General features: G+C 68.4%; 23 protein-coding genes, 1 tRNA gene and 1 riboswitch. Of the genes, 15 read left to right on the top strand and 9 right to left on the bottom strand.

Features of this window, described 5'->3' with window-relative positions; genetic code table 11:
* Positions 1 to 40 precede the first annotated feature (40 nt).
* The 5 genes from ACODSC_RS00495 (at position 41) to ACODSC_RS00475 (ending at position 3,853) form a co-directional block, all read left to right on the top strand.
* Complete coding sequence (locus tag ACODSC_RS00495) at positions 41 to 385, top strand: PadR family transcriptional regulator (protein ID WP_159846234.1); 345 nt, start codon at positions 41 to 43, stop codon at positions 383 to 385.
* The gene (locus ACODSC_RS00490) at positions 382 to 981 is read left to right on the top strand and encodes a DUF1700 domain-containing protein (protein ID WP_488810788.1); all 600 of its coding nucleotides are present in this window, start codon (positions 382 to 384) and stop codon (positions 979 to 981) included. Before ACODSC_RS00495 ends, ACODSC_RS00490 begins: the two co-directional genes overlap by 4 nt.
* Positions 978 to 1,760, top strand: coding sequence for a GIN domain-containing protein (locus ACODSC_RS00485; protein ID WP_488810786.1), 783 nt, complete (start codon positions 978 to 980; stop codon positions 1,758 to 1,760). Before ACODSC_RS00490 ends, ACODSC_RS00485 begins: the two co-directional genes overlap by 4 nt.
* 249 nt (positions 1,761 to 2,009) lie before the next feature.
* On the top strand, positions 2,010 to 3,014 hold the full coding sequence (locus ACODSC_RS00480; RefSeq protein ID WP_488810784.1) for a UbiA family prenyltransferase: 1,005 nt from the start codon (positions 2,010 to 2,012) through the stop codon (positions 3,012 to 3,014).
* A gap of 14 nt (positions 3,015 to 3,028) precedes the next feature.
* Positions 3,029 to 3,853, top strand: a complete 825-nt coding sequence (locus ACODSC_RS00475; protein ID WP_488810782.1) for a DUF3298 and DUF4163 domain-containing protein — start codon at positions 3,029 to 3,031, stop codon at positions 3,851 to 3,853.
* Between the two features lie 132 nt (positions 3,854 to 3,985).
* Here ACODSC_RS00475 and ACODSC_RS00470 read toward each other — a convergent pair whose 3' ends face one another.
* Genes ACODSC_RS00470 through ACODSC_RS00460 form a run of 3 tightly spaced genes read right to left on the bottom strand, consistent with a single transcriptional unit; the run spans position 3,986 to position 5,556 of the window.
* A complete protein-coding gene (locus ACODSC_RS00470; protein ID WP_488810780.1) occupies positions 3,986 to 4,912 on the bottom strand; it encodes an alpha/beta fold hydrolase in 927 nt (308 codons plus the stop codon).
* A gap of 39 nt (positions 4,913 to 4,951) precedes the next feature.
* Positions 4,952 to 5,152, bottom strand: coding sequence for a helix-turn-helix transcriptional regulator (locus tag ACODSC_RS00465; RefSeq protein WP_039244155.1), 201 nt, complete (start codon positions 5,150 to 5,152; stop codon positions 4,952 to 4,954).
* Positions 5,149 to 5,556: a hypothetical protein gene (locus ACODSC_RS00460; RefSeq protein ID WP_488810778.1), complete on the bottom strand. Its 408-nt coding sequence runs from the start codon at positions 5,554 to 5,556 to the stop codon at positions 5,149 to 5,151. The genes ACODSC_RS00465 and ACODSC_RS00460 overlap by 4 nt, the downstream gene beginning before the upstream one ends.
* 127 nt (positions 5,557 to 5,683) lie before the next feature.
* Here ACODSC_RS00460 and ACODSC_RS00455 point away from each other — a divergent pair, with 127 nt between their 5' ends.
* Positions 5,684 to 6,652: a fatty acid desaturase family protein gene (locus ACODSC_RS00455; protein ID WP_488810776.1), complete on the top strand. Its 969-nt coding sequence runs from the start codon at positions 5,684 to 5,686 to the stop codon at positions 6,650 to 6,652.
* A complete protein-coding gene (locus ACODSC_RS00450; RefSeq protein ID WP_488810774.1) occupies positions 6,649 to 7,299 on the top strand; it encodes a class I SAM-dependent methyltransferase in 651 nt (216 codons plus the stop codon). The genes ACODSC_RS00455 and ACODSC_RS00450 overlap by 4 nt, the downstream gene beginning before the upstream one ends.
* Positions 7,300 to 7,314: 15 nt before the next feature.
* Here ACODSC_RS00450 and ACODSC_RS00445 read toward each other — a convergent pair whose 3' ends face one another.
* Entirely contained in the window at positions 7,315 to 7,911 is a 597-nt protein-coding gene (locus ACODSC_RS00445) for a type 1 glutamine amidotransferase domain-containing protein (RefSeq protein WP_488810772.1), read from the bottom strand.
* A 138-nt stretch (positions 7,912 to 8,049) separates the two neighbouring features.
* Between ACODSC_RS00445 and ACODSC_RS00440 the strand changes: the two genes are divergently transcribed.
* From ACODSC_RS00440 to pgm, 3 genes are all read left to right on the top strand, one after another.
* Positions 8,050 to 8,430 (top strand): hypothetical protein, encoded by a 381-nt coding sequence (locus ACODSC_RS00440; RefSeq protein ID WP_488810770.1) that lies wholly within the window; start codon positions 8,050 to 8,052, stop codon positions 8,428 to 8,430.
* Between the two features lie 95 nt (positions 8,431 to 8,525).
* Positions 8,526 to 9,377, top strand: coding sequence for a KPN_02809 family neutral zinc metallopeptidase (gene ypfJ / locus ACODSC_RS00435; RefSeq protein ID WP_488810768.1), 852 nt, complete (start codon positions 8,526 to 8,528; stop codon positions 9,375 to 9,377).
* 61 nt (positions 9,378 to 9,438) lie between these two features.
* Positions 9,439 to 11,076 (top strand): phosphoglucomutase (alpha-D-glucose-1,6-bisphosphate-dependent), encoded by a 1,638-nt coding sequence (gene pgm, locus ACODSC_RS00430; RefSeq protein ID WP_488810766.1) that lies wholly within the window; start codon positions 9,439 to 9,441, stop codon positions 11,074 to 11,076.
* Positions 11,077 to 11,080: 4 nt separating this feature from the next.
* Here pgm and ACODSC_RS00425 read toward each other — a convergent pair whose 3' ends face one another.
* Positions 11,081 to 12,025 (bottom strand): retropepsin-like aspartic protease, encoded by a 945-nt coding sequence (locus tag ACODSC_RS00425; RefSeq protein WP_488810764.1) that lies wholly within the window; start codon positions 12,023 to 12,025, stop codon positions 11,081 to 11,083.
* A 347-nt stretch (positions 12,026 to 12,372) separates the two neighbouring features.
* On the opposite strand from ACODSC_RS00425, the gene thrC reads away from it, so the two are divergent.
* Positions 12,373 to 13,761, top strand: a complete 1,389-nt coding sequence (thrC, locus tag ACODSC_RS00420) for a threonine synthase (RefSeq protein ID WP_488810762.1) — start codon at positions 12,373 to 12,375, stop codon at positions 13,759 to 13,761.
* A gap of 147 nt (positions 13,762 to 13,908) precedes the next feature.
* Here thrC and ACODSC_RS00415 read toward each other — a convergent pair whose 3' ends face one another.
* The 3 genes from ACODSC_RS00415 to ACODSC_RS00405 form a co-directional block, all read right to left on the bottom strand.
* A complete protein-coding gene (locus tag ACODSC_RS00415; protein ID WP_488810761.1) occupies positions 13,909 to 14,217 on the bottom strand; it encodes a CsbD family protein in 309 nt (102 codons plus the stop codon).
* 358 nt (positions 14,218 to 14,575) lie between these two features.
* Entirely contained in the window at positions 14,576 to 15,520 is a 945-nt protein-coding gene (thrB, locus tag ACODSC_RS00410) for a homoserine kinase (protein WP_488810759.1), read from the bottom strand.
* Between the two features lie 3 nt (positions 15,521 to 15,523).
* On the bottom strand, positions 15,524 to 17,269 hold the full coding sequence (locus ACODSC_RS00405; protein ID WP_488810757.1) for an amino acid kinase family protein: 1,746 nt from the start codon (positions 17,267 to 17,269) through the stop codon (positions 15,524 to 15,526).
* A gap of 418 nt (positions 17,270 to 17,687) precedes the next feature.
* Positions 17,688 to 17,804, top strand: a riboswitch (SAM riboswitch).
* Between the two features lie 75 nt (positions 17,805 to 17,879).
* Between ACODSC_RS00405 and metX the strand changes: the two genes are divergently transcribed.
* The 3 genes from metX (at position 17,880) to ACODSC_RS00390 (ending at position 20,228) form a co-directional block, all read left to right on the top strand.
* Entirely contained in the window at positions 17,880 to 18,920 is a 1,041-nt protein-coding gene (gene metX / locus ACODSC_RS00400; protein WP_488810755.1) for a homoserine O-succinyltransferase MetX, read from the top strand.
* On the top strand, positions 18,917 to 20,101 hold the full coding sequence (metB, locus tag ACODSC_RS00395; protein ID WP_488810754.1) for a cystathionine gamma-synthase: 1,185 nt from the start codon (positions 18,917 to 18,919) through the stop codon (positions 20,099 to 20,101). Before metX ends, metB begins: the two co-directional genes overlap by 4 nt.
* A gap of 52 nt (positions 20,102 to 20,153) precedes the next feature.
* Positions 20,154 to 20,228, top strand: a tRNA-Glu gene (locus tag ACODSC_RS00390).
* 294 nt (positions 20,229 to 20,522) lie between these two features.
* On the opposite strand, the gene ACODSC_RS00385 is transcribed toward ACODSC_RS00390, so the two are convergent.
* On the bottom strand, positions 20,523 to 20,780 hold the full coding sequence (locus tag ACODSC_RS00385; protein WP_488810752.1) for a hypothetical protein: 258 nt from the start codon (positions 20,778 to 20,780) through the stop codon (positions 20,523 to 20,525).
* Between the two features lie 222 nt (positions 20,781 to 21,002).
* Here ACODSC_RS00385 and ACODSC_RS00380 point away from each other — a divergent pair, with 222 nt between their 5' ends.
* The gene (locus tag ACODSC_RS00380) at positions 21,003 to 21,269 is read left to right on the top strand and encodes a hypothetical protein (RefSeq protein WP_488810750.1); all 267 of its coding nucleotides are present in this window, start codon (positions 21,003 to 21,005) and stop codon (positions 21,267 to 21,269) included.
* Positions 21,270 to 21,335 lie beyond the last annotated feature (66 nt).

The raw sequence follows: 21,335 nt of genomic DNA, 5'->3' as shown, positions 1-21,335 counted from the left end.
TACCTTGCCGTAATCAATCCTCATCAACAGGAGAGCCGAGGTGCCTGAAACCATCGAGATACAGCTGAAGAAGGGAGTGCTGGGGCTTTGCGTCCTGGCCCTTCTGAACCGGGCGGACAGCTACGCCTACGAGATCGCCAGCCGCCTGTCGGACGCGATCGATATGGGGGAAGGGACCATCTATCCCCTGATGCGCCGCATGCAGTCCGACGGTCAGGTCGAGACCTATCTGGTCGAATCCTCCGCCGGGCCTTCGCGCAAATACTACCGACTGACCGAAGCGGGCCGGGGGGCCCTCGCCGCCCAGACCGCCGAATGGTCCGCCTTCACCAAGGCCGTCGACGCCATCGTGGCGAACGACGCCGATCAGGGAGCCGCCCAATGACGCGCGCCGAATTCATCGATCGTCTGAAGGAAGGCCTCGTCGGCCTGCCGACCGCGACCGCCAACGACATCATCGCCGACTATCAGACCCACTTCGACGACGGCCTGGCGGCCGGACGCACCGAGGCCGAGGTCGCCACGGCCCTGGGCGATCCCGTCCGGCTGGCGCGCGAGCTGAAGGCCGAGGCCGGCATCCAGCGCTGGCATCAGGAGAAGAACCCGTCCGCCGCCGCCGGCGCCGTCTTCGCGGTCCTGGGCCTGGGCGCGCTCGACATCCTGATCCTGCTGCCCATTCTGATGGGCGTGATCGGGACCGTCTTCGGCTTCTTCATCGCCGCCATCGCCCTGTTCTTCTCGGGCGGCGTGGTGATGGTCGCCGGGCCCTTCGCCGGCTTCCCCGGCGGGCCGTTCGCCGCGATCCTGATGGGTCTGGGCCTGATGGCCGGCGCCGTCTTCATCGGCGCCCTGCTCAGCATCTTCACCATCTGGCTGGTCAACGGCGTCGTCTGGTTCGCCCGCCTGCACTATCGCCTGCTGAAGCCGGCGCTTGAGCCCACGCCTGCCTCATCCACCCCTGTTTCGGGAGCTTCGGTATGATCCGCACCCTGTTCATCATCGCCGGCGCCGCCCTGGTGCTGTGCCTGGTCACCGTCGGCGGCGCCCTGGCCATCGGCGGCCACGACCTCCAGCGCCACGGCTGGGCCTGGACCTTCAAGGACGACAACGGCGAAAGCGTCCGCTTCGAGCGGGTCAAGGGCGGCGGGACCGACGACCTCGGCCCCCTCACCACCCGCACCCTCGCCTGGACCGGCGGCGACAGCCTGACTGTCGATTCCAGCATCGACGTCGACTATGTCCAGGGCGACGCCAACACCGTGGTCGTCACCGGGCCCAAGGGCCTGACCGACCGGGTCCGCCTGGTCGACGGCCGCTTCGATCTGGGCGACGGCGACGAGCGGGTCGTGTTCGGCTGGGGCGACGGCCATTTCTCCGCCCGCTCCGAGCGGGACGAGCTGAAGGTCGTGGTCACCGCCCCGAACGTCAACCGGTTCACGGCCAATGGTTCGGGCGACCTGAACATCTCGGCCTACGACCAGCCTTCGCTGGCGGTGGACATCTCCGGCTCGGCCGAGGTCACGGCCACGGGGCGCACCGACGCCCTGGACCTGGACATCGCCGGCTCCGGCGAGGCCTCGCTCGGCGACCTGGCGACCCGCGACGCTACGGTCGACATCTCCGGCTCCGGCGACGCCCGCATCGCCCCGACCGGCGACGTCCGGGTCAACATTGACGGCTCCGGCGACGTCGCCCTGGCCACCCGCCCCGCCAACCTGAACAGCAACGTCTCCGGCTCCGGCGACATCTATCAGGACTGATCGGCCCATCACCGACGACTGAAGGGGCTGGATCCATCCAGCCCCTTTTTTTTCTTACCCTCTCCCATTGGGAGAGGGCTTGAGCCTCCGAGAGCGCAGCGATCGGAAAGGCGAAAGGGTGAGGGTCGAATGATGCGAACTGGCCCACCGCCCGACCCTCGTCCGGCCCTTCGGGCCACCTTCTCCCATCGGGAGAAGGATCGTTTCTCCGCCCTTCACCCCCCGCCCCATTCCCGCTAAGCCTGTCGCATGACTTCCGCCCCCCTTCCCGACGCCGGCGCCAACTGGGTGGACCGCCATGCGCCGGACGGGCTGAAGCCCTGGCTGAAGCTTGGGCGGTTCGACCGGCCCATCGGCATCTGGCTGCTGCTGCTGCCCGGCTGGCAGGGGATCGCCCTGGCGCTGGCGCAGTATCGCCAGGCGCCCGGCCTCTATGATCTGTGGCTGTTCGTCGGCTTCGCCATCGGCGCCTGTCTGATGCGGGCGGCGGGCTGCGCCTTCAACGACATCGTCGACCGCGACTTCGACGCCAAGGTCGCCCGCACCGCCCAGCGCCCCATTCCATCCGGCCGCATCTCGGTGAAACAGGCCTGGGCCTTCGTCGTGAGCTGCAGCCTGATCAGCCTTTTGATCCTGCTGACCTTGCCGACCGTCGCCATCCTGCTGGGCGTCGGGTCGCTGGCTTTGGTCGCGGCCTATCCCTTCATGAAGCGGATCACCTGGTGGCCCCAGGCCTGGCTGGGCCTGACCTTCAACTGGGGCGCCCTGATGGGGTTCGCCGCCGCCTTCTCGATAGAAGCCAAAACAATATGGGTCTTGAAGCTGACGAGCTTCGGGTATCCAGGTCATGATATATACGAAGCTTTTGCCCCTGCTGACTATCTTGCGCCCCTCCTCCTCTACCTCGGCGGCGTCTTCTGGACTTTGGGCTACGACACAATCTATGCGCTTCAGGACATCGAGGACGACGCCATGATCGGGGTGAAGTCCTCGGCCCGCCGTCTGGCCTCGGCCGTGCGGCCCGGCGTGGCGGTCTTCTATGTCCTGACGGTCGTCATGGCCGCCCTGACCGGCCTCGCCGCCGGGCTTGGGCCGCTCTTCTGGCTGGGCCTCGTCGCCTACGCCGCCCACCTGGCCCGTCAGGTCGCGCACACAGACCGCACCGACGGCGCCCTGGCGCTGAAACTGTTCAAGTCCAATCGCGAGGCCGGCTTCGTCCTGTTGGCCGCCATCGCGCTCGGATCCCTGGTTTGATGAAGGAGCCTTTCATGCCTCACCCCGCCCGCATCCTGTTGCTGTCCGTCGCCGTCGCCGCGACCCTGGCCGCCTGCCAGCGCGCCGAGGACAAGGCCCAGGCCCCGGCCAAGGCGACGCCCGCCGCCGTCGCTGCGCCTGCGTCCAACACCCCCGTCGGCTATGACAGCAAGACCCCGTACGCCACCGTCAAACTGACCCTGCCCCAGGCGGTCAAGACCACGCCCGCCCTGCACGCCGCCCTCTATGCCGACATGGTGCGCGACCTGAAGCAGTTCGAGGAAGGCGCCCAGGCCGATCTCAGCGAAGCGGGCGGCGGCCCCACCCCCTACGAGAAGACCATAGCCTTCGCGCCCGGCGCCGAGACCGGCAAGCTGGTCAGCCTGGCCCGCACCGATTTCGAGTTCACCGGCGGCGCCCACCCCAACACCAGCTTCGCCTCGGTGATCTGGGACAAGACGACCAACAAGCGGCTGGGCTTCGCCGACCTGTTCCGGCCGGGCGCGGACCTGTCGGTGCTGGACAAGGCTCTGTGCGCCGCCGCCAACGCCGCCAAACAGGCCCGCTCGCCGGGGTCCGAGACCGCCACGATGGATGGCAAGATGTGGACCTGCCCCAAGGCCGTCTCCACCCCGTTCGTCCTGACGCCGGGCACGACGCCGGGCAAGGCGGGCGGCGTCACCTTCCTGATGGGACCGTATCAGATCGGCCCCTATTCGGACGGCCCCTACTGGATCGCCCTTCCCCAGAGCGCCTTCAGCGCCCTGCTCAATCCCGCCTACGCCGACCAGTTCGCCGGCGCCCCCGCCAAGGCCGGCGACGTGACGCCGAAGAACTGAGAACATCTATAAAAGGCCCGTCATCCTCGCCCTTGTGGCGAGGATCCAGACTCCCGGTTCACACCGTGGATCACCGTCATCGACGGAGCGTATGGATCCTAGGCACAAGGCCTAGGATGACGAGTCTAAAAGCTATTCCGCCAGGAACGCATCCACCAGCTCGGCGAACCGCTCGGGCTGATCCGCCATGATGAAGTGCCGCGATCCATCGACCCGGATCAGCGTCACGCCCGGCAGGGCCGCATACTCCCGCCCCCACATCCCGTCGGCCATCGCCGGCGGCGCCCCGCCGTCCGCATCGGCGGCGTACAGCGCCGTCACAGGCGTCGTCATGGCAGCCAGCCCCGGCCGCGCATCCGTGGACATCACATCCTTCATCGCCGAGGCCATCGCGTGCCGGTCGGTCGCCATCGACCAGGCGACGATCCGCGCCTGCTCGCCCGGTGTCCGCGACAAGGCCTTCGCCGTCGCCTCCTGCTGGGCGCGGAAGCTCGCCTCGTCCGCCCCCAGGATCATGCCCGCCGCGTGTTCCGCGAACGGTCGCGCGCTTTCGGCGGTCGCGGTCGGCCCGAACATGGCGCTGTAGAAGGGCAGCGAATCCACCGTCATCACCCGCCCCACCAGACCCGGCTGCTGTTGCGCCAGCAACAGGCCGCTCAACCCGCCCATCGAATGGCCGATCACAGCCGGCCGATCCAGCCCGGCCTCGCGGATATAGCGCGCCAGTTCTTCGACCTCGGGCTGGACAAAGGCCCCGTCGCCATGCGTCCACGGCTCGCCGGCGAACCCGGCCAGCTGCACCAGATGCACCCGGTGCGTCGCCTTCAGCCGATCCGCCGTCGCCCGCCACACCTCGCGCGAGGACGCCAGGCCGGGGATCAGGATCACGTCCGGCCCCGTCCCCACCACCTCGACCGACAGCCGGTCCGAGACGAAGGGCGCGACCGCCGCCGTCTCGGCCCGCGCCGCAGCCACCCCCGATCCCGACGCCAGGGCGACGGCCGAGGCCAGGAAAACGGCGCGCAGCATCGGGCGCGCGCCCGAACGGACGTACATCATCGTCAACTCTCCAATTGTAAGGTTATTCTGACTTTTCGGTCAGCCCGCGTGCGGGTTCTCGAAGATCTCTTCCACCGGCCGTTCGAACACGGCGGCGATCCGATAGGCCAGGTCCAGCGACGGATCGTGCCGCTCGGTCTCCAGGGCGATCACCGCCTGACGCGACACCCCAAGCGCCTGCCCCATCTGTTCCTGGGTCCAGCCCCGCTCGACCCGCAGCAGCTTCAGACGGTTCTTCATCGGCTGGTCTTTATGAAAATCGAAACGACGCCGTACATTCCCCAGAACAGCGGCACGATCAGCCAGGTCTGCATATGCGGCGCCCCGGCGAAACTCTCGCCAAAGCCCCAGAAGGTCGCCACGGCCATCGCCAGGCCCGCCGCCACGATGAACTGTTTGGCGGTCACGCCGCGCACGAACTCGTCGCTCTCTCGCATCAGCGCCAGCGTCGCCCAGATCTGACCGATCACCGGCGCAGACACCGCCGCCGCCAGCACCCACGCCGCCGGCTTGCCCATCAGGTCGTCGAAGGCGTCGGTCGTCATCATCGCCACGCAGATCGCCACATAGGGCGCAGTGAACGCCATCGTGCGAATGATGTAACGCCTATGCGCCGGGGTTCCGGTCTTCCATGCAGCAAACATTATCGGCCTCCTTGTGTAAGGACAACCTGACACCACCCTGATGTCATGTCAACCTGACTTTTTGTAAGGCCCGCCCCACATCACCGCGTTGCTTTTCCAGACGCGCCTCAGGGGCTAGACTGCCCCCATGCCCGCCGCCCCGCGCATCGCCCCGTCCACCCTGTTCACGCCCGAGGAATGGACGCCGTTCCAGCGCCGCTCGGCCTGGGTCGGGCCGCTGCTGGTCGCCCACTGCTGGGCCGTGATCGCCCTGGCGGTCTTCGCGGGCGTCCTGATCCCCTGGCTGATCCCGCTGTGCGTCATGGTGATCGGCACGCGCCAGCTGGGCCTGGCCATCCTGATGCACGAGGCGGCGCACGGCGGCCTGTCCCGGAACCTGCGGCTCAACGACGTCATGGGTCACTGGCTGTGCGCCGTGCCGATCGGGGCCAGCCTGATCGCCTATCGCCCCTATCACCTGGCCCACCACCGCTTCGCCCAGCAGGCCGAGGATCCCGACCTGATGCTGTCGGCGCCCTTCCCCGTCACGCCCGCCTCGCTGCGACGCAAGCTGATCCGCGACCTCACGGGCCAGACCTTCTTCAAACAGCGGGTGCTGCTCCCGCTGGCCCAACTGCGCTCAAGCAGCCCGAAGGGCGATAGCGCAAAAGGAATGGGCGATAGCGCCCACCAGTATGAGTCCGTCGTCACCGGCCGCTCGGTCCTGCCCTTCCTCGCCTTCAACGCCGTCCTGCTGGCGGGCTTCGTCGCGGCGGGGGTCTGGTGGGCCTTCTTCGCCCTGTGGCTGCTGCCGATGGCGACCTGGTTTCCGATGGTGACGCGGCTCAGGAACATCGCCGAACACGCCTGCGTCGCGGGTTCGGCCGCCGACGCCTTCCGCGCCGCCCGCACCACGCGCGCCGCCTGGTGGGAGCGCGCCTTCATCGCCCCCTACTGGGTCAACTTCCACGCCGAGCACCACCTGTTCATGCATGTGCCCTGTTGGAAGCTGCCGTCCCTGCATCGCGCCGTACACGCCCGCCCCCAGGCCGCCGACATGGAGGTCGCGCCCGGCTACGCCAGCGTGCTGAAGACCGCGACCCGCCGCCCCGCATGACCATCGCCGATCCCGCCGCCTTCATCCGCGCCAACACGCGGCTTCAGACCGTGCCGCATGCGCCGGAAATCTCGCTGTGGCTGGCCGATGAGGTGACGCCGATCTGGCGGTTGACGGAGGAAGAGCTGGGCGAGCTGGGCCTGCCCCCGCCCTTCTGGGCCTTCGCCTGGGCCGGCGGTCAGGCGCTGAGCCGCTATCTGCTGGATCATCCGCAAGAGGTCGCCGGAAAGCGGGTGCTGGATTTCGCGGCAGGGTCAGGTCTGGTCGGCGTGGCAGCGATGAAGGCGGGCGCGGCCCATGTCCTGTGCGCCGACATCGACCCCTTCTGCCAGGCCGCCGTGGCCGCCAACGCCCTGGCCAACGGCGTATTGCTGGACTTCACCGAGACGAACCTGCTGAACGCGCCGCCGCCCCCGATCGACGTCATCTGCGCCGGGGACATCTGCTACGAGCGGCCGATGACCGAGGCGGTGCTGGCCTGGCTGGCTCAGGCCCGCGCGCAAGGCACGCGCGTCCTGATCGGCGATCCGGGCCGCACCTATTTTCCGCGCTCGGGCCTGGATTTCCTGGCGGAATACCGGGTGCCCACCACGCGAGAGCTGGAGGATCAGGAGGTCAAACGGTCGTCCGTCTGGGCCATGCCCTGATCCTCCTCACGGTCGTCAGTGCCGGATGTCGGCCCCGGCCTGTTCGGTCTTGTCCGCCTGGCCGCGGTGACGGCCCTCGGCGAATTCCTCGATCATCTTGGCGTTGAAGGCGGGGATGTCGTCGGGCTTGCGGCTGGTCACCAGGCCGTCGTCCACCACCACCTCTTCGTCCACCACCGTCGCCCCGGCGTTTCTCAAATCGGTGCGGATGCTGGGGAAGGCCGTCAGGGTCCGTCCCTCGACCACGCCCGCCTCGATCAGCAGCCAGGGCGCATGACAGATGGCCGCGACCGGCTTGCCCGCGTCGAAGAAGGCGCGCACGAACTTCACCGCGTCCTCATTGGCCCGCAGCTGGTCCGGGTTGGCCACGCCGCCGGGCAGCATCAGCGCCGAATAGGCCGAGGCGTCCACGCCGGCCACGGCCTTGTCCGCCGTCACCTTCTCGCCCGGCGTCAGATGGTCGAAGCCCTGGAACGGCCCCGCCTTCAGCGACACGATCTCGACCACAGCGCCCGCGTCCTTCAGCGCCTTCATCGGTTCGTTCAACTCGACCAGTTCGACGCCGTCTGTGGCCAGGATAGCGACGGTCTTTCCAGAGAGGGTCTGGGCCATGAGAAATGCTCCTTTTGGCGGTTTGGGGGTTCGGCCGATGAACCCGTCGCGCGCCAAACGGTTGCGGCTCCGCTTGGCGATGACCGCTGCCGCCCCCATGTCGGTGGCATGCGACGGCGACCGATCCTGACAGCCCTGATGACGCCCCTGCTGCTGGCGGCGGGGGCGCCCGCCCTGGCCCAGACGGCGCCGCCCTATCGCCCGCCCTACGCCGCCTATCCCGGCGGCATTCCCGCCGCCATCGCCGACCAGCACCGCTACGAGAACGAACGTCTGCGTTTCCAGGCTCAGTCGAACGCCAACCAGGCGCGCCAGCAGCAGATCGAGACCCAGCTGCGCCTTCGCGCCATCGAGGCCGCGCGCGAACCCGCCCAATCCCCCGCGCTTTCGCCCCGCCCGCTCTACAGCCCCGAGCAGGAACGGGTCTTGCGCGAATCCGCCACGGAACGCCGCGAACAGACCGTCCAGGGCATGAGCCAGATCGACGACTGGCTGGATCGTCCCTCCAGTCCTCGATGAAGCGTCCGAACTGAGAAGCGTCCGAACTGACGCATCCCTTCCCCTCTATCCGCGTTCTGGCCTAGCTTGACCGGATCGGTCTCAGGGGAACGCATATGCGCTGGCAAGGTGGACGGACGGGCGGCGGTATCGAGGATCGGCGAGGCCTGGGCGGCGGCGCGATCGCAGGCGGCGGCCTGGGCGTCGGCGTCCTGGCCATCATCGGCTATCTGTTCTTCGGCATAGACCCTTCCACCACGACTCAGCTCGCCAGCCAGTTCGGCGGCGTCGGCGCCGAGCAGCAGCAGGGCCAGACCGGCACGCCCGAGGATCAGGCCGGGCGTTTCGTCGATGTGATCGGCGCCAACATCAACGACGTCTGGGCGCAAAAGCTGAACGGCTATCATCCGCCCCGGGTCGTCCTCTACGAACAGGGCACATCGACCGGCTGCGGCATGGGCCAGTCGGCCATGGGTCCCTTCTACTGCCCGACCGACAAGACCGTCTATCTGGACCTGGGCTTCTGGCAGGAGATGGAGACGCAGCTGGGCGCCTCGGGCGCCGACTTCGCCCGCGCCTATGTCATCGCCCACGAGTTCGGCCACCACGTCCAGACCCTGACCGGAACCTCCGATCAGGTCCGCCAGGCCCAGCAGCGCGCGCAAGGCGAGGCCGAGGCCAACCAGTATTCCGTGGCGCTGGAGCTTCAGGCCGACTGCTACGCCGGCGTCTGGGCCAAGAACGCCTCAGCCGTCTCCAACGGCGAGGTCGCGCTCGACGCGGGCGAGTTCGAAGAGGGCATGAAGACCGCCCAGGCCATCGGCGACGACACGCTGCAACGGCGTAGCGGCGGCCGGGTCTCGCCCGAAAGCTTCACCCACGGCTCCTCGGCCCAGCGGGTCGAATGGCTGCAACGCGGCTATCAGTCGGGCGACCCTGCGTCGTGCGACACCTTCAGCGGCGCCTGACCTCCGCGACCTTCTTCGACATGCGCGTTGAACGTGCGTCCAAAACCGATAGACCGACCCCATGCACGACCGCGCCGGACAGACCGCCCGCCCCGAAGACCTGATCGACCTCGACGCCCTGCTGGGCGCCTATGAGGCCGCGACGCCCGACATGGCCGATCCGGCCCAGCGCGTGGTGTTCGGCACCTCGGGCCACCGGGGCTCCAGCCTGGACGGCGCCTTCAACCGCCCGCACATCCTGGCCATCGCCCAAGCCGTCGCCGAATACCGCGCCTCTCAGGGCATCGACGGCCCGCTGTTTCTCGGTCGCGACACCCACTGCCTGTCCGAACCCGCCTTCCGCACGACGCTGGAAGTCCTGATCGCCAACGGCGTGGAAGTCCTGATCGACAGCCGCGACGGCTTCACCCCCACCCCCGCCGTCTCCCACGCCATCCTGACCCACAACCGCACGAACAGCCGCCAGGCCGACGGCGTCCTGATTACCCCGTCGCACAATCCGCCCCGTGACGGCGGCATCAAATACAATCCTCCCTCGGGCGGCCCGGCCGGGGGCGAGGCCACCGCCGCCATCGCCGCCCGCGCCAACCAATTGATCGAGGGCGGCCTGACCGAGGTCCGTCGCGTCCCGTTCGCCCAAGCCCATGCGGCGGCGGGCCGGTTCGACTATCTGTCCGCCTATATCGACGACCTGCCCAGCGTGCTGGACCTGGACGCCATCCGAAACGCCGGGATCCGCATCGGCGCCGATCCGCTGGGCGGCGCGGCCGTCGCCTATTGGGGCGAGATCGCCACGCGCCACCGGCTGAACCTGACCGTGGTCAATGACGCCGTCGATCCCCGCTGGGCCTTCATGCCGCTGGACGCCGACGGCAAGATCCGCATGGACTGTTCGTCCCCCTGCGCCATGGCCGGTCTGATCAACATGATAAAGGGCGGCTCGGCCTATGATGTCGCCTTCGGCAACGACGCCGACGCCGACCGTCACGGCATCGTCACCCCCGACGCCGGGCTGATGAACCCCAACCACTTCCTGGCCGCCGCCATCGCCTATCTGTTCGCCCATCGGCCCGGCTGGGGCGCGGACGTGGCGGTGGGCAAGACCCTGGTCTCGTCGTCGATGATCGACCGGGTCGTCGCCGGCATGGGCCGCCGCCTGCTGGAAGTCCCCGTCGGCTTCAAACATTTCGTGCCCGGCCTGCTGGACGGAACCGTCGGCTTCGGCGGCGAGGAATCGGCCGGGGCCTCCTTCCTGCGCCACGACGGCACGGTCTGGACCACGGACAAGGACGGCCTGCTGCTGTGTCTGCTGGCCGCCGAGATACAGGCCCGCACGGGCCAGAGCGCCAGCCAGCTCTACGCCGGCCTGACCGACCAATACGGCGCGCCCGTCTATGCCCGCGTCGACGCTCCGGCGAACCGCACGCAGAAGGCCCGCCTCGCCGCCCTCAGCCCTTCGGACATCACCGCGACCACCCTCGCCGGCCAGCCCATCACCGACATCCTCACCAAGGCTCCCGGCAACGGGGAAGCCATCGGCGGCCTCAAGGTCGTCACCGCCGACGCCTGGTTCGCCGCCCGCCCCTCGGGCACCGAGGATGTCTACAAGATCTACGCCGAATCCTTCCTCGGCCCCGACCATCTGGCCACCGTCCAGGCCGAGGCCAAGGCGGTGGTGGCGACGGCGCTGGCGGGCTGACCGCCTACCCGACCGTGATCTCCATCGGCCGCTCGACGAACAGCCCCGGCCCGGCCAGATCCAGCGCCAGCCGCCGATCCTCGAACGCCGCCATCCCCACCAGCGCCTGGGGAAAGCCCGGCACGGCCACGTCGTCATAGATGGCCACGGACGCCTGACGGTACAGTTCGTCGCCGATCGTCAGCGTGCGGACGATGACCGTCTCGGCCCGCACCGTCCCGCCCAGCACGATGCTCTGTCCCGCCGTCCGTTCGCGGCCGTCCAGCAGGCCTACGCCTTGCGCCGTCTCGCGCGTGACGGCCAGCACGGCCGAGGCGCCGGTGTCGATCACGGCCTTGACCGTCGCCCCCTCGACCGTGATCGCGGCCTGCAGCGCCTTGCCCGCCCGCGTCACCGCGACCGGCGCCAGGGCGGACGGCGGAGCCCACCCCTCGCGCGTCACGAACCGCATCCGGTGCTCGGTCGTGTCCAGCTCCAGCACCAGTTCGCGCAGCACGTCCTGGCCCAGGATCAGCGCGGCCCCCAGCCCCTGTTCGCTGGCCAGCGGCCCCAGCCCCAGGATCGCCGCCCTCAGCGCGTTCAGCCGCATCCGCCCGACCGTGACGTCCAGCGTCACGCCGCGCCCGACCTGGGCCTCGCCGCCGACGCCATAGGCCACCATCGGAATGTTGAACACATCGGTCAGCCCTAGGGTCTGGACCAGCGACCGGTCGATCACCGAATATTGCGCCCCCGAATCCACCAGGGCCCGCACCGGTTCGCCATTGACCATGACCTCCACCGTCGGGGTCGCGGCGCGCGGCTCGGCATAGTCCAGCCAGCCCGACGATCCGTCCGCCGGAAAGCCCACGGCGGGCGCCTTCCACAGCACATGGTCGCGCAGCCACCAGGCCCCGCCGACGCCCCCGGCGACCAGCCCCAACCGGATCAGAAGATCGCGTCGTCTCATCCCTCAGACATGGACTGTGGCGAGGCCGGACGCCAGCGGGGAGAATGGTCGCAGGCTCACCTCATGTTCGCGCTCACTCGGCGCCCCACCTTAAAAAGTTTCGTCACCCTCGGCCTTGTGCCGAGGGCCCATACGCCCGGTCTTTCCGCAGAGTGCGCCGGCCCCGACACCGGGAGTCTGGATCCCAGGGACAAGCCCTGGGATGACGGACCTTGAGAGAGACGGCGACAGACCCGGCACGAATTTGTCCCAAAACACCCCGCCCGCAGCCCAGCCGACAATTTCCTCCCGCAAACGTCCAGAAACCGGGTGACGCCGCCGCCCCGTCTGGTTACGACCGAAACACCATGACCACCTCCAGCGCCCGCTACGTCTCTACCAGGGGCCCAGTTTCGAACCTGGCCCCCGAGACCGATTTCGCCGACGCCCTGCTGCGCGGCATCGCCCCCGACGGCGGCCTCTACATGCCGACCGTCTGGCCGACCCTGTCGCCCGAAACCTGGACCGGCGCGGCCGACTACAAATCCATCGCCCTGGCCGCCATCGCCCCCTTCATCGGCGACGCTCTGCCCGCCGGCGCCCTGGACCGCGCCCTGGACCGCCTGACCGCCGGCTTCGCCCACCCCGCCGTCACCCCTCTGGTGGAGCTGGAACCCGGCCTGTTCGTGCTGGAGCTGTTCCACGGCCCCACCGCCGCCTTCAAGGACCTGGCGATGCAGCTCGTCGCCGCCCTGACGGACGAGGCCCTGGCCGCCTCGGGCGAGCGTCTGACCATCCTGACCGCCACATCCGGCGACACCGGCGCCGCCGCAGTCCGCGCCTTCGCCGGCGCCAAATCCGTCGATCTGGTCGTCCTCCACCCGCTGGACCGCGTCTCGCCGGTGCAGCGCCGGCAGATGACCACGGTCCAGGCCGACAATGTCCTGAACCTGGCCGTGCGCGGCGATTTCGACGACTGTCAGCGTCTGGTGAAGGGGCTGCTGGCCGAGAACGCCTTGCGCGAACGCGGCCGCCTGTCCTCGGTCAATTCGATCAACTGGGCGCGGCTGGCGGGCCAGATCCCCTATTACGTCTCCGCCACGGCCCAGCTTGGCCGCCCGGCGACCTTCGTCGTCCCCACCGGCAATTTCGGCGACGCCTTCGCCGGCATAGCGGCGACGAAAATGGGTTTGCCGTCCAACGGCTTCGTCGCGGCGGTGAACCAGAACGACGCCCTGGCCCGCGCCATCAACGACGGAATCTATTCGCGCCGGCCGGCGGTCGAAAGCGGCAGCGTCTCCATGGACGTCCAGGCCCCGTCCAACTTCGAACGCCTGGTCTATGAGGCGACCGGCCGCGACGGCGCGCGCACCCGCGCGGTGTTCGAGACCTTCGCCCGCGACGGCGCCGTCGCCTTCGATCCGGATCTGCTGGCCGCCCTGCGCGCCGCTGTCTCGGCCGTCTCCGTCGACGAGATGGAAACCCGCGCCGAGATCGCCCACGCCCATGAGGCCTGGGGCCGCGTCGTCTGCCCGCACACGGCCGTGGCCCTCGCCGCCGCCCGCCGCGTCGATCGCTCGACCGGCCCCGTCGTCGCCCTGTCCACCGCCCACCCGTCCAAGTTCGGCGCCTTCGTCTCCGACGTCCTCGGCTTCGAACCCGAGCCGGCGCCCGTCATCGCCGCTCTGGGCGACCAGGCGGAGCGGATGACGATTATCGATGGAACCATGGACGCGGCCCTGGCCGCGATCCGCTAAGAATCTCCCTCCCCTTCATGGGGAGGGGCGGCGAAGCGAAGCGCAGCCGGGGTGGGGCCGTCAGAGCAGCACGCTCGCGCCCTTTCGGACCCCACCCTGATCGCTTACGCGATCGTCCCTCCCCATGAAGGGGAGGGAGAATATTCCTTACCGACGGCGCGTCAGCATGCCCATCAGCATCAGGCCCACGCCCGCCACCGACAGCGTCGTCACCAGCGGACGCTTGCGCGCCTCGGCCGCGACCGTGCGGGCCTTGTCGCGGTAATCGACGGGGGTCTTCTCGACCAGACGGTCCACCGCATCCATCGCCTTGCCGAAGGTGTCCAGCGACCGGCCCTTGGCGTCTTCGAACGCGCCCTCGACCTGCAGCTTCTGGTCGCCGACCAGCTTGCCGAAACCTTTTTTCGTCTTACCGGTCGCCGAATACGCGGCGCCCTCGATCCGTTCGTCAGTCATGGTGAAACTCTCATTCTCGGGGAGCGCGGCCGTGGCCGCATCCCCATCAAAACCCCAGCGCGGCCATCAGTTCCAGCGACAAGGCGGCGCAGCCTGTGCGATGTCAGAGGGCGAAGCGTTCAGGCCATCGCGCCGCTGCTCGAATTCAGCGAAGCGAGCGGCCTTCCATCACAGATCCGAAAACAAAATCCCGCCTTTTCAAACCCCTGACGTCCGAAGACCGCAATCGACCTGGCGCCCCTGAAAACCGTGCGATAATGGCCGCGGTCTTTGAAAACCAAATCCCCGCATGCCCGTTCAGGCGCTTCGCCCGCTCAAAAAGTGCACGAAAGCGCACTGCTTTTTTTTTAGCGTGCTATCATGCACTTTCCAGCGCCCGCCAGTGATCCATGCGGCGCAGGAAGACCGCCGGATCCTTGGGCGTCACCAGTTTGGACGGATCGTGGAAGATCCGGTCGTGCAGCCGGGTCACCGTGAACCGCAGCGCCGCCGCCTCGCCCAGGCGCGGCAGGGCCTCCCGTTCCGCCTCGCTCAGCGGCCGCACCGCCTCATAGCCGCGCTGGAAGGCCGCCAGGGCCTCCGGCATCGCCCGCCCCTCGGCGTCGAACCCCCAGGCCGACAGGGCGATGGCCAGATCATAGGCGAACGGCCCGGTGCAGCCGAAGTAGAAGTCGATCACCGCCGACACCGCCCCGCCTTCGAACAGGATGTTGTCAGGGAAATAGTCAGCGTGAATGGCCCCCACCGGCAGATCATCCGTAAACGGATCATCCAGCCGCGCCAGCGCCGCCTCCACCTGATCCAGCAAGCTCCGGTCCGGCCCCGAGGCGCCCGCCGCGCACCGATCCGCCAGCGCGCGCCACATCGCCGGCCCGACCGGGTTCTCGCGCCGCCCGGCGAAGCTGGACGCCGTCTGGTGCAGCCGCGCCAGCACCGCCCCCGCCGCCGCCTGATCCGCCTCTGACGGGCTGCGCAGCCAGGCGCCGGTCTTCCACTCGATAACCGCCGCCGCCCGCCCGTTCAGCCGTCCCAGCCAGCCGCCCGACCGGTCCTCGATCGGCGTGGGACAGGGAAAGCCCCGCCCCGCCAGATGGGCCGTCAGCCCCAGGCAGAAGGGCAAAGACGCCTCGTCCGTGCGCCCCTCGAACAGGGTCAGCACATAGCGCGCACGGGTCGTCTCCAGCCGATAGTTGGTGTTCTCCACCCCCTCGGCGATGGCCGTCAGTTCGACCACCTCGCCCAGTTCATAGGCCGCCAGAAAGGCCCTGGCCTCGTCGATGGACACGGGGGTGAAGACGGCCATGACCTAGCTTAACCCGGCGTCGGCGCGCCGCGCACGCACGATCTCGGCCAGGTCCGCCATGATGCTCTCGGTCGTGGCCCAGCGGCCTGCGCCCCGTCCCCGGCAGCGCCACACCCGGCCGTCGGCGCCATAGACCTTCAGCGCATTGCCCTCTCCCCGCAGATTGGAGAACAGCGGATCGCCGTGGTCGGCGCCCAGCGTGACCGAGGCCTGGATCGCCCCGTCCTTCAGATGGGCGGCGCCGATCTGGCGCACCCCTCCCCCGGCCGATGTCGCCTCGGTCAGGTGGTCACGCGGCGCCTCGGCGTCCGGCGAACGGCCAAAGGCCTCGTGGCACAGCAGCCGCACCTTGGCCGCCGCGTCCAGCCCCTCCAGATCCGCCGAAGGATCCTCCTCCGCAAAGCCCGCCGCCCGCGCGTCGGCCAGCGCCTCGTTGAAGGCCGCCCCGTCGCCCAGCCGCTCCAGCATGAAGTTGACCGTGCCGTTCAACACCGCCTCGAACCCGGCCACCTCGCCGGCGGCCCGCGCGGCCCGCACCGTCTCGATCATGGGCGCGCCGCCCCCGACCGAGGCCGACCAGAAGATGCGCCGGCCGTGCTTCTGCGCCAGGTCCTGCAAGCCGCCCGGATCGCGGCTGACCGCCTGTTTGTTGGCGCTTGCCACGTCGCAGCCGGCCTCCAGCGCGGCGCGGATGACCGCATGCCCCGCCTCGCCTTCCGACAGGGCCTCCAGCACGATGTCGGGCTTCCTGGCCCAGAGGTCCTCGGGGTTCGCCGTGAACAGCGACGGCGGACAGGCCACGTCGCGCGTCTTGTTGGGATCGCGCACCAGCACCCCGACCACGTCATAGCGCGGATCGGCCAACAGCCGCCCCAGCACCCCGCCGCCCACCACGCCGCATCCCGCGACCGCCACCTTCAGCGGCGGCAGGGCCGGGGCCGGTCCGGGCGGCGCCGACTTGGCGCCGATCACCGTGCCGTCCGCCCGGTCCAGGGCCGCGACCTCGATCTCCACGCCCCGGCTCTCGCCCAGGTCGATGGCGTCGTGCTGAACCAGCGCCCCGCCCAGCTTGCGCGCCACATCCCACGACGCGCGGCGATAGCGCAGGGCCGGAGCCGTATTGTCGTTGGGATCATGGTCGTAAAGGCCGTCCACATCCTTGACCAACCGCACCCGCTTCAGCCCCAATTCGGCCGCCAGGAAGACCGCCGTCAAGTCCGATCCGCCCCGCCCCAACAGGGCCACCTTGCCGTCGGGCCGCACGGCGCCGAAGCCCGGCACCACCACCACCTCGTGCCGGTCCAGCGCCTGTTTCAGCTGGTCGGGCCGCAGGCCGCAGGGGCGCGAATGCTCCGGCTCGCCCTCGGCCACGATGCCCAGTTCGCGCACCGACAAGGCGCAGGCGTCCAGGCCGATCCGGTCGCAGGCGATGGCCACCAGGGCCGCCGACTTCTCCTCGCCCAGGGCCACATAGCCGGGCAGCAGATCGTTGGAATGGGCCAGGCCCAGCGCCCGCGCCTCGCCCAGCAGCCGGTCGGTCGCCCCGCCGAAGGCCGAGACCACCGCCACCACCTTGCGCCCCGCCCGCACATGGCCATAGACGGCCGAGGCGACCAGCGGCGCCTCCGCCGGGCTGCGCAGGATGGACGAGCCGAACTTCAGCACCACGACCTCGACTGCGGGCTGGCCCGCGGGTTCGGCGGCTAGGCTGGGGTCGGCGGGTTCTACGACGGCGAGTGAGGCGGACATTGGAGTTCTCGGAAAAGTCGGGATGGGGTGGGGTGAAATAGAAAAACCCCGCCAGGCGGACCGGGCGGGGTTCGGGTTCTGCGGTTGCCGGGGTTCGGCGCGCTAAACTCGTCCCGCCCGTGAGGGCATGGTGGTGGTGGTGGTGCCGGTCGTGCCAATAATCATGCCGAAACGCGTCGCGGCGAGGCCGGCGACGGTGGAAAGTTCGGCGATGAGCGGGCGCTGTTGCACAGGGCAGGTCCGATTGAAATCTGAGCCTAGGGTGATCGGGCCACCCCAATCCTGTCAAGCAGTGATGGATGATTTTTTCGCGACGGGTCGATTTTCGCTCATTTCAAACCCGATCGCGCCAGCCAAAAGGCGCTAATGGCATGAATTTTCCGCTTGACCGGCACCGCCTGTTTGATCAACGTAAAGTCACTCATCAAGACCAGCCGAGGGATTAGGCCCTTTGACGCTGGGGCAACCATCGGGTCTCACAGCTCGAAACGGTGCCAACTCCTGCGAGATCCCTCGGGATCGCGAGAGATGAGTGGAGCATCGGCGAGACGACGCTCCACGATCTGTCACCGCATCGAGCCTTGCTGAGCGAGAACGATGCGGAACGACGATGACACTGGCTGAAACCTCCCTGCTCGAAGACCCCGACTGTCGCACCACGACAGCCAAGCCGCTCGCTCGTGAACGCGGCGGCGCCCGCGACGTCATCGTGCCCATTCCCGCCGACTTCCGCCTGACCTCGGGCGAACGGCTGAACCAGCCCAATATCGTCGGCCGCCTGCACGGCCGGATCGGCGCGCCCGTCGTCGTCGTCGCCGGCGGCATCTCGGCCGGCCGTTTCGTCCACCGCACCGAGACCAACGGCCTGGGATGGTGGTCGGGCGCCGTGTCGGTGCGCGGCCCCATCGACCTGAGCCGTTTCCAGGTCCTGGCCGTCGACTTCGCCCCCGGCGCCGAGTTCCTGGAAACCCCCGTCACCATCACCACCCACGACCAGGCCCGCCTGCTGGCCCTGGTGCTGACCCATCTGAAGATCGAGCGCGTCTCCGCCTTCGTCGGCTGCTCCTACGGTGGCATGGTCGGCCTGGCCTTCGCCGAACTGTTCCCCGACTGGGCCGAGCAGCTGATCGTCGTCTCGGCCGCCCACCGCGCCCATCCCCAGGCCACCGCCTGGCGCGGGATCCAGCGCCGCATCCTTCAGTTCGCCGTCGCCGCCGGTCGCCCCGAGGAAGGCGTCGCCCTGGCCCGCGAGCTGGCCATGACCACCTATCGCACGGCCGAAGAGTTCCACGACCGGTTCGAGACCACCGCGCCCAGCGCCGTCGGCGGCGCCTATCCCGTCTGCGACTATCTGACGGCGAGGGGCCAGGCGTACCGGACCCACACCACCCCGGCCCGCTGGCTGTCGATGTCCGATTCCTTGGACCGCCACAGCGTGACGCCCGAGGCCATCTCCACCCCCGCCACCCTGATCGGCTTCACCTCCGACCGGCTGGTGCCGATCGACGACATCCGCGAGCTGGCCGCGCGGTTGCCGACCCTGTGGCGCTTCGTCGAAGCGCCCTCTCTCTATGGCCACGACGCCTTTCTGAAGGAGGACGCCTTCGTCGGCGACATCCTCCGCGCCGCCTTCAAGGACATCAAAGCATGACTGCCAGCCGCCCCGCCGACCCGCACACCATCGCCGCCCGCACGGGCGTGGATACGGACACGGCCCACGGCGCGGTCATGCCGCCCCTGTATCTGTCGTCCAACTATTCCTTCGCCGGTTTCGAGCAGAAGCGGAAATATGACTACAGCCGGTCGGGCAACCCGACCCGCGACGTCCTGGCCGAGACTTTGGCCGAACTGGAAAACGGCGCCGGCTGCGTCATCACCGCCACCGGCATGGCCGCCGTCGACCTGCCCCTGGCCCTGCTGGAGCCGGGCGACCTGCTGATCGCCCCGCATGACTGTTATGGCGGCACCTGTCGCCTGCTGAACGCCCGCGCCAGGAAGGGCCATTTCGACCTGCTGCTGGTCGATCAGGGCGATACCGTCGCCTTCGAGGCCGCCCTGGCGTTGAAGCCCAAACTGGTCCTGGTCGAGACGCCGTCCAACCCCCTGCTGCGACTGGTCGATGTCGCCGACATCTGCGCCCGCGCCCATGCGGCGGGGGCCAAGGTCGTCTGCGACAACACCTTCCTGTCGCCCGCGCTGCAGAACCCGATCAAGCTGGGCGCCGACTTCGTCGTTCACTCGACGACCAAGTTCATCAACGGCCATTCGGACGTGGTCGGCGGCGCCGTCATCTCGGCCGACGCCGAGGATCATCAAACCCTGGCCTGGTGGGCCAACTGCACCGGCGTGACCGGTTCGCCGTTCGACGCCTATCTGACCCTACGCGGGGTCCGGACCCTGTTCGCCCGCATCGAGCGTCAGCAAGCCACCGCCGGCCGGATCGCCGAACTGCTGGACGCCCACCCGGCTGTGAAGGTCGTCCACTATCCCGGCCTGAAGTCCCACCCCAACCACGCCCTGGTCGCCGCCCAGCAGGCCGGCCCCGGCGCCATGCTCAGCTTCGAGCTGGAAGGCGGCACGGACGCCGTGCGCGATCTGGTCGAGGCGCTGGAGATCTTCACCCTGGCGGAATCCCTGGGCGGCGTCGAAAGCCTGATCGCCCACCCCGCCACCATGACCCACGCCGCCATGACCCCGGAGCAACGCGCCACCGCCGGCATCGGCGACGGCCTGGTGCGCCTGTCGGTGGGTCTGGAGCATGTCGAGGACCTGATCGCCGACCTCTTCCCCGCCTTGGACGCCGTCGTCCCGGCGAAGGCCGAAGCGGCGTAACTTTTCGCTTGCAGCAGGGGCCGAACCGGGGCAAATGCGCCGCCCCGGCCGCGGTCCCTTCGTCTATCGGTTAGGACGTCAGGTTTTCAACCTGAAAAGAGGGGTTCGACTCCCCTAGGGACTGCCACCGGCGATTTCCGATATCATTGGTAGATAGCTGCTCATTTCGGGGCTAGCGTCCCTTTATGTCTAGCTCTCATCCAAAGCTCGTCCCCGACAAATGGCGTGCAATTATTAATCCATGGGTTCGCGACCATGAGCTTGCTCATGCCCTCATTCTTCGATCCTGTGGAGCTACAGCCACGTCGAGCAAAAGCTGACCGATTTGGTGATCCGATGTTCGAGCGAGGCCGAATACAGAGACATTGCTGAAAAACCGCCCTTCAGCAGCTCAGCTAGAGTGAAGTACCTTCGAAAGGTTCTAGCCGCGCCGGGCCCACTCCATCGCTTTCAGTCTTTCGGAACTGCAATCCTCGACCGCTACGATGCAAGCCGCACAGTTCGAAACCGTATGGCGCACGCGGATATGGAAGTCCTTCAGAACTGGGGAATCGTTTTCGATGAAATCGTGATTGATGGTGGCGAAATCAGTCACCGTCGCGAGCGCTACTGGGAAGGACGGCTGGAAGCCGAAGCGGTAAAGGCGGCACGTTTCAGCAAGGCCGTTCAGAAAATCCACTACGCCCTTTTTAGAGACTCCGAGGTCTAAATCTCAGCAGCAGCGATTTTCGCTCCGGGCTCGGATTAAGAGTTCATTAACCATTTTGTTCGGAACCGGGCAGTAAGCCTTTCGATTCATGGACTTTTTTCGGACGCACTCAGGAACTATCCACAGGGACTGTGGTTAACCCACCGTTACCTCGGCGCAGAAGCGCCTCTTCCTCCTGAACCGAGACACTAAATGTTCATCGCCATCGCCCGTCCGGCGGTGGAGCCCCAAGGCCCCGACGCCGTCGCCGTCCCCGGCTCCCCCGCCATCGTCGAAATGTCGCCTCGCGCCCTTCATGCGCGCCTGTTGGAAAACGCCGCCCTTCGCCGGATGCGTGGGCAGGAACGTCGTCGCGAGCATCGGCTCGAAGACGCCCACTACTGGCTCCACGCCGCCCCCATGGCGGTTAGAAAGGCCAGCGCCCTGCGCGAGCAACGCAGCTTCGCCCCGCTGCCCTAAGCCCCCTGCCTGTGCCCCCTGGCCTGAGCCTACCGGGCGCGCCGCTCGGCGTTAAATCGGCGCAGG

The sequence above is a fragment of the Brevundimonas sp. FG128 genome (assembly GCF_057809775.1).
This window is presented reverse-complemented; position numbering and strand designations above follow the sequence as displayed.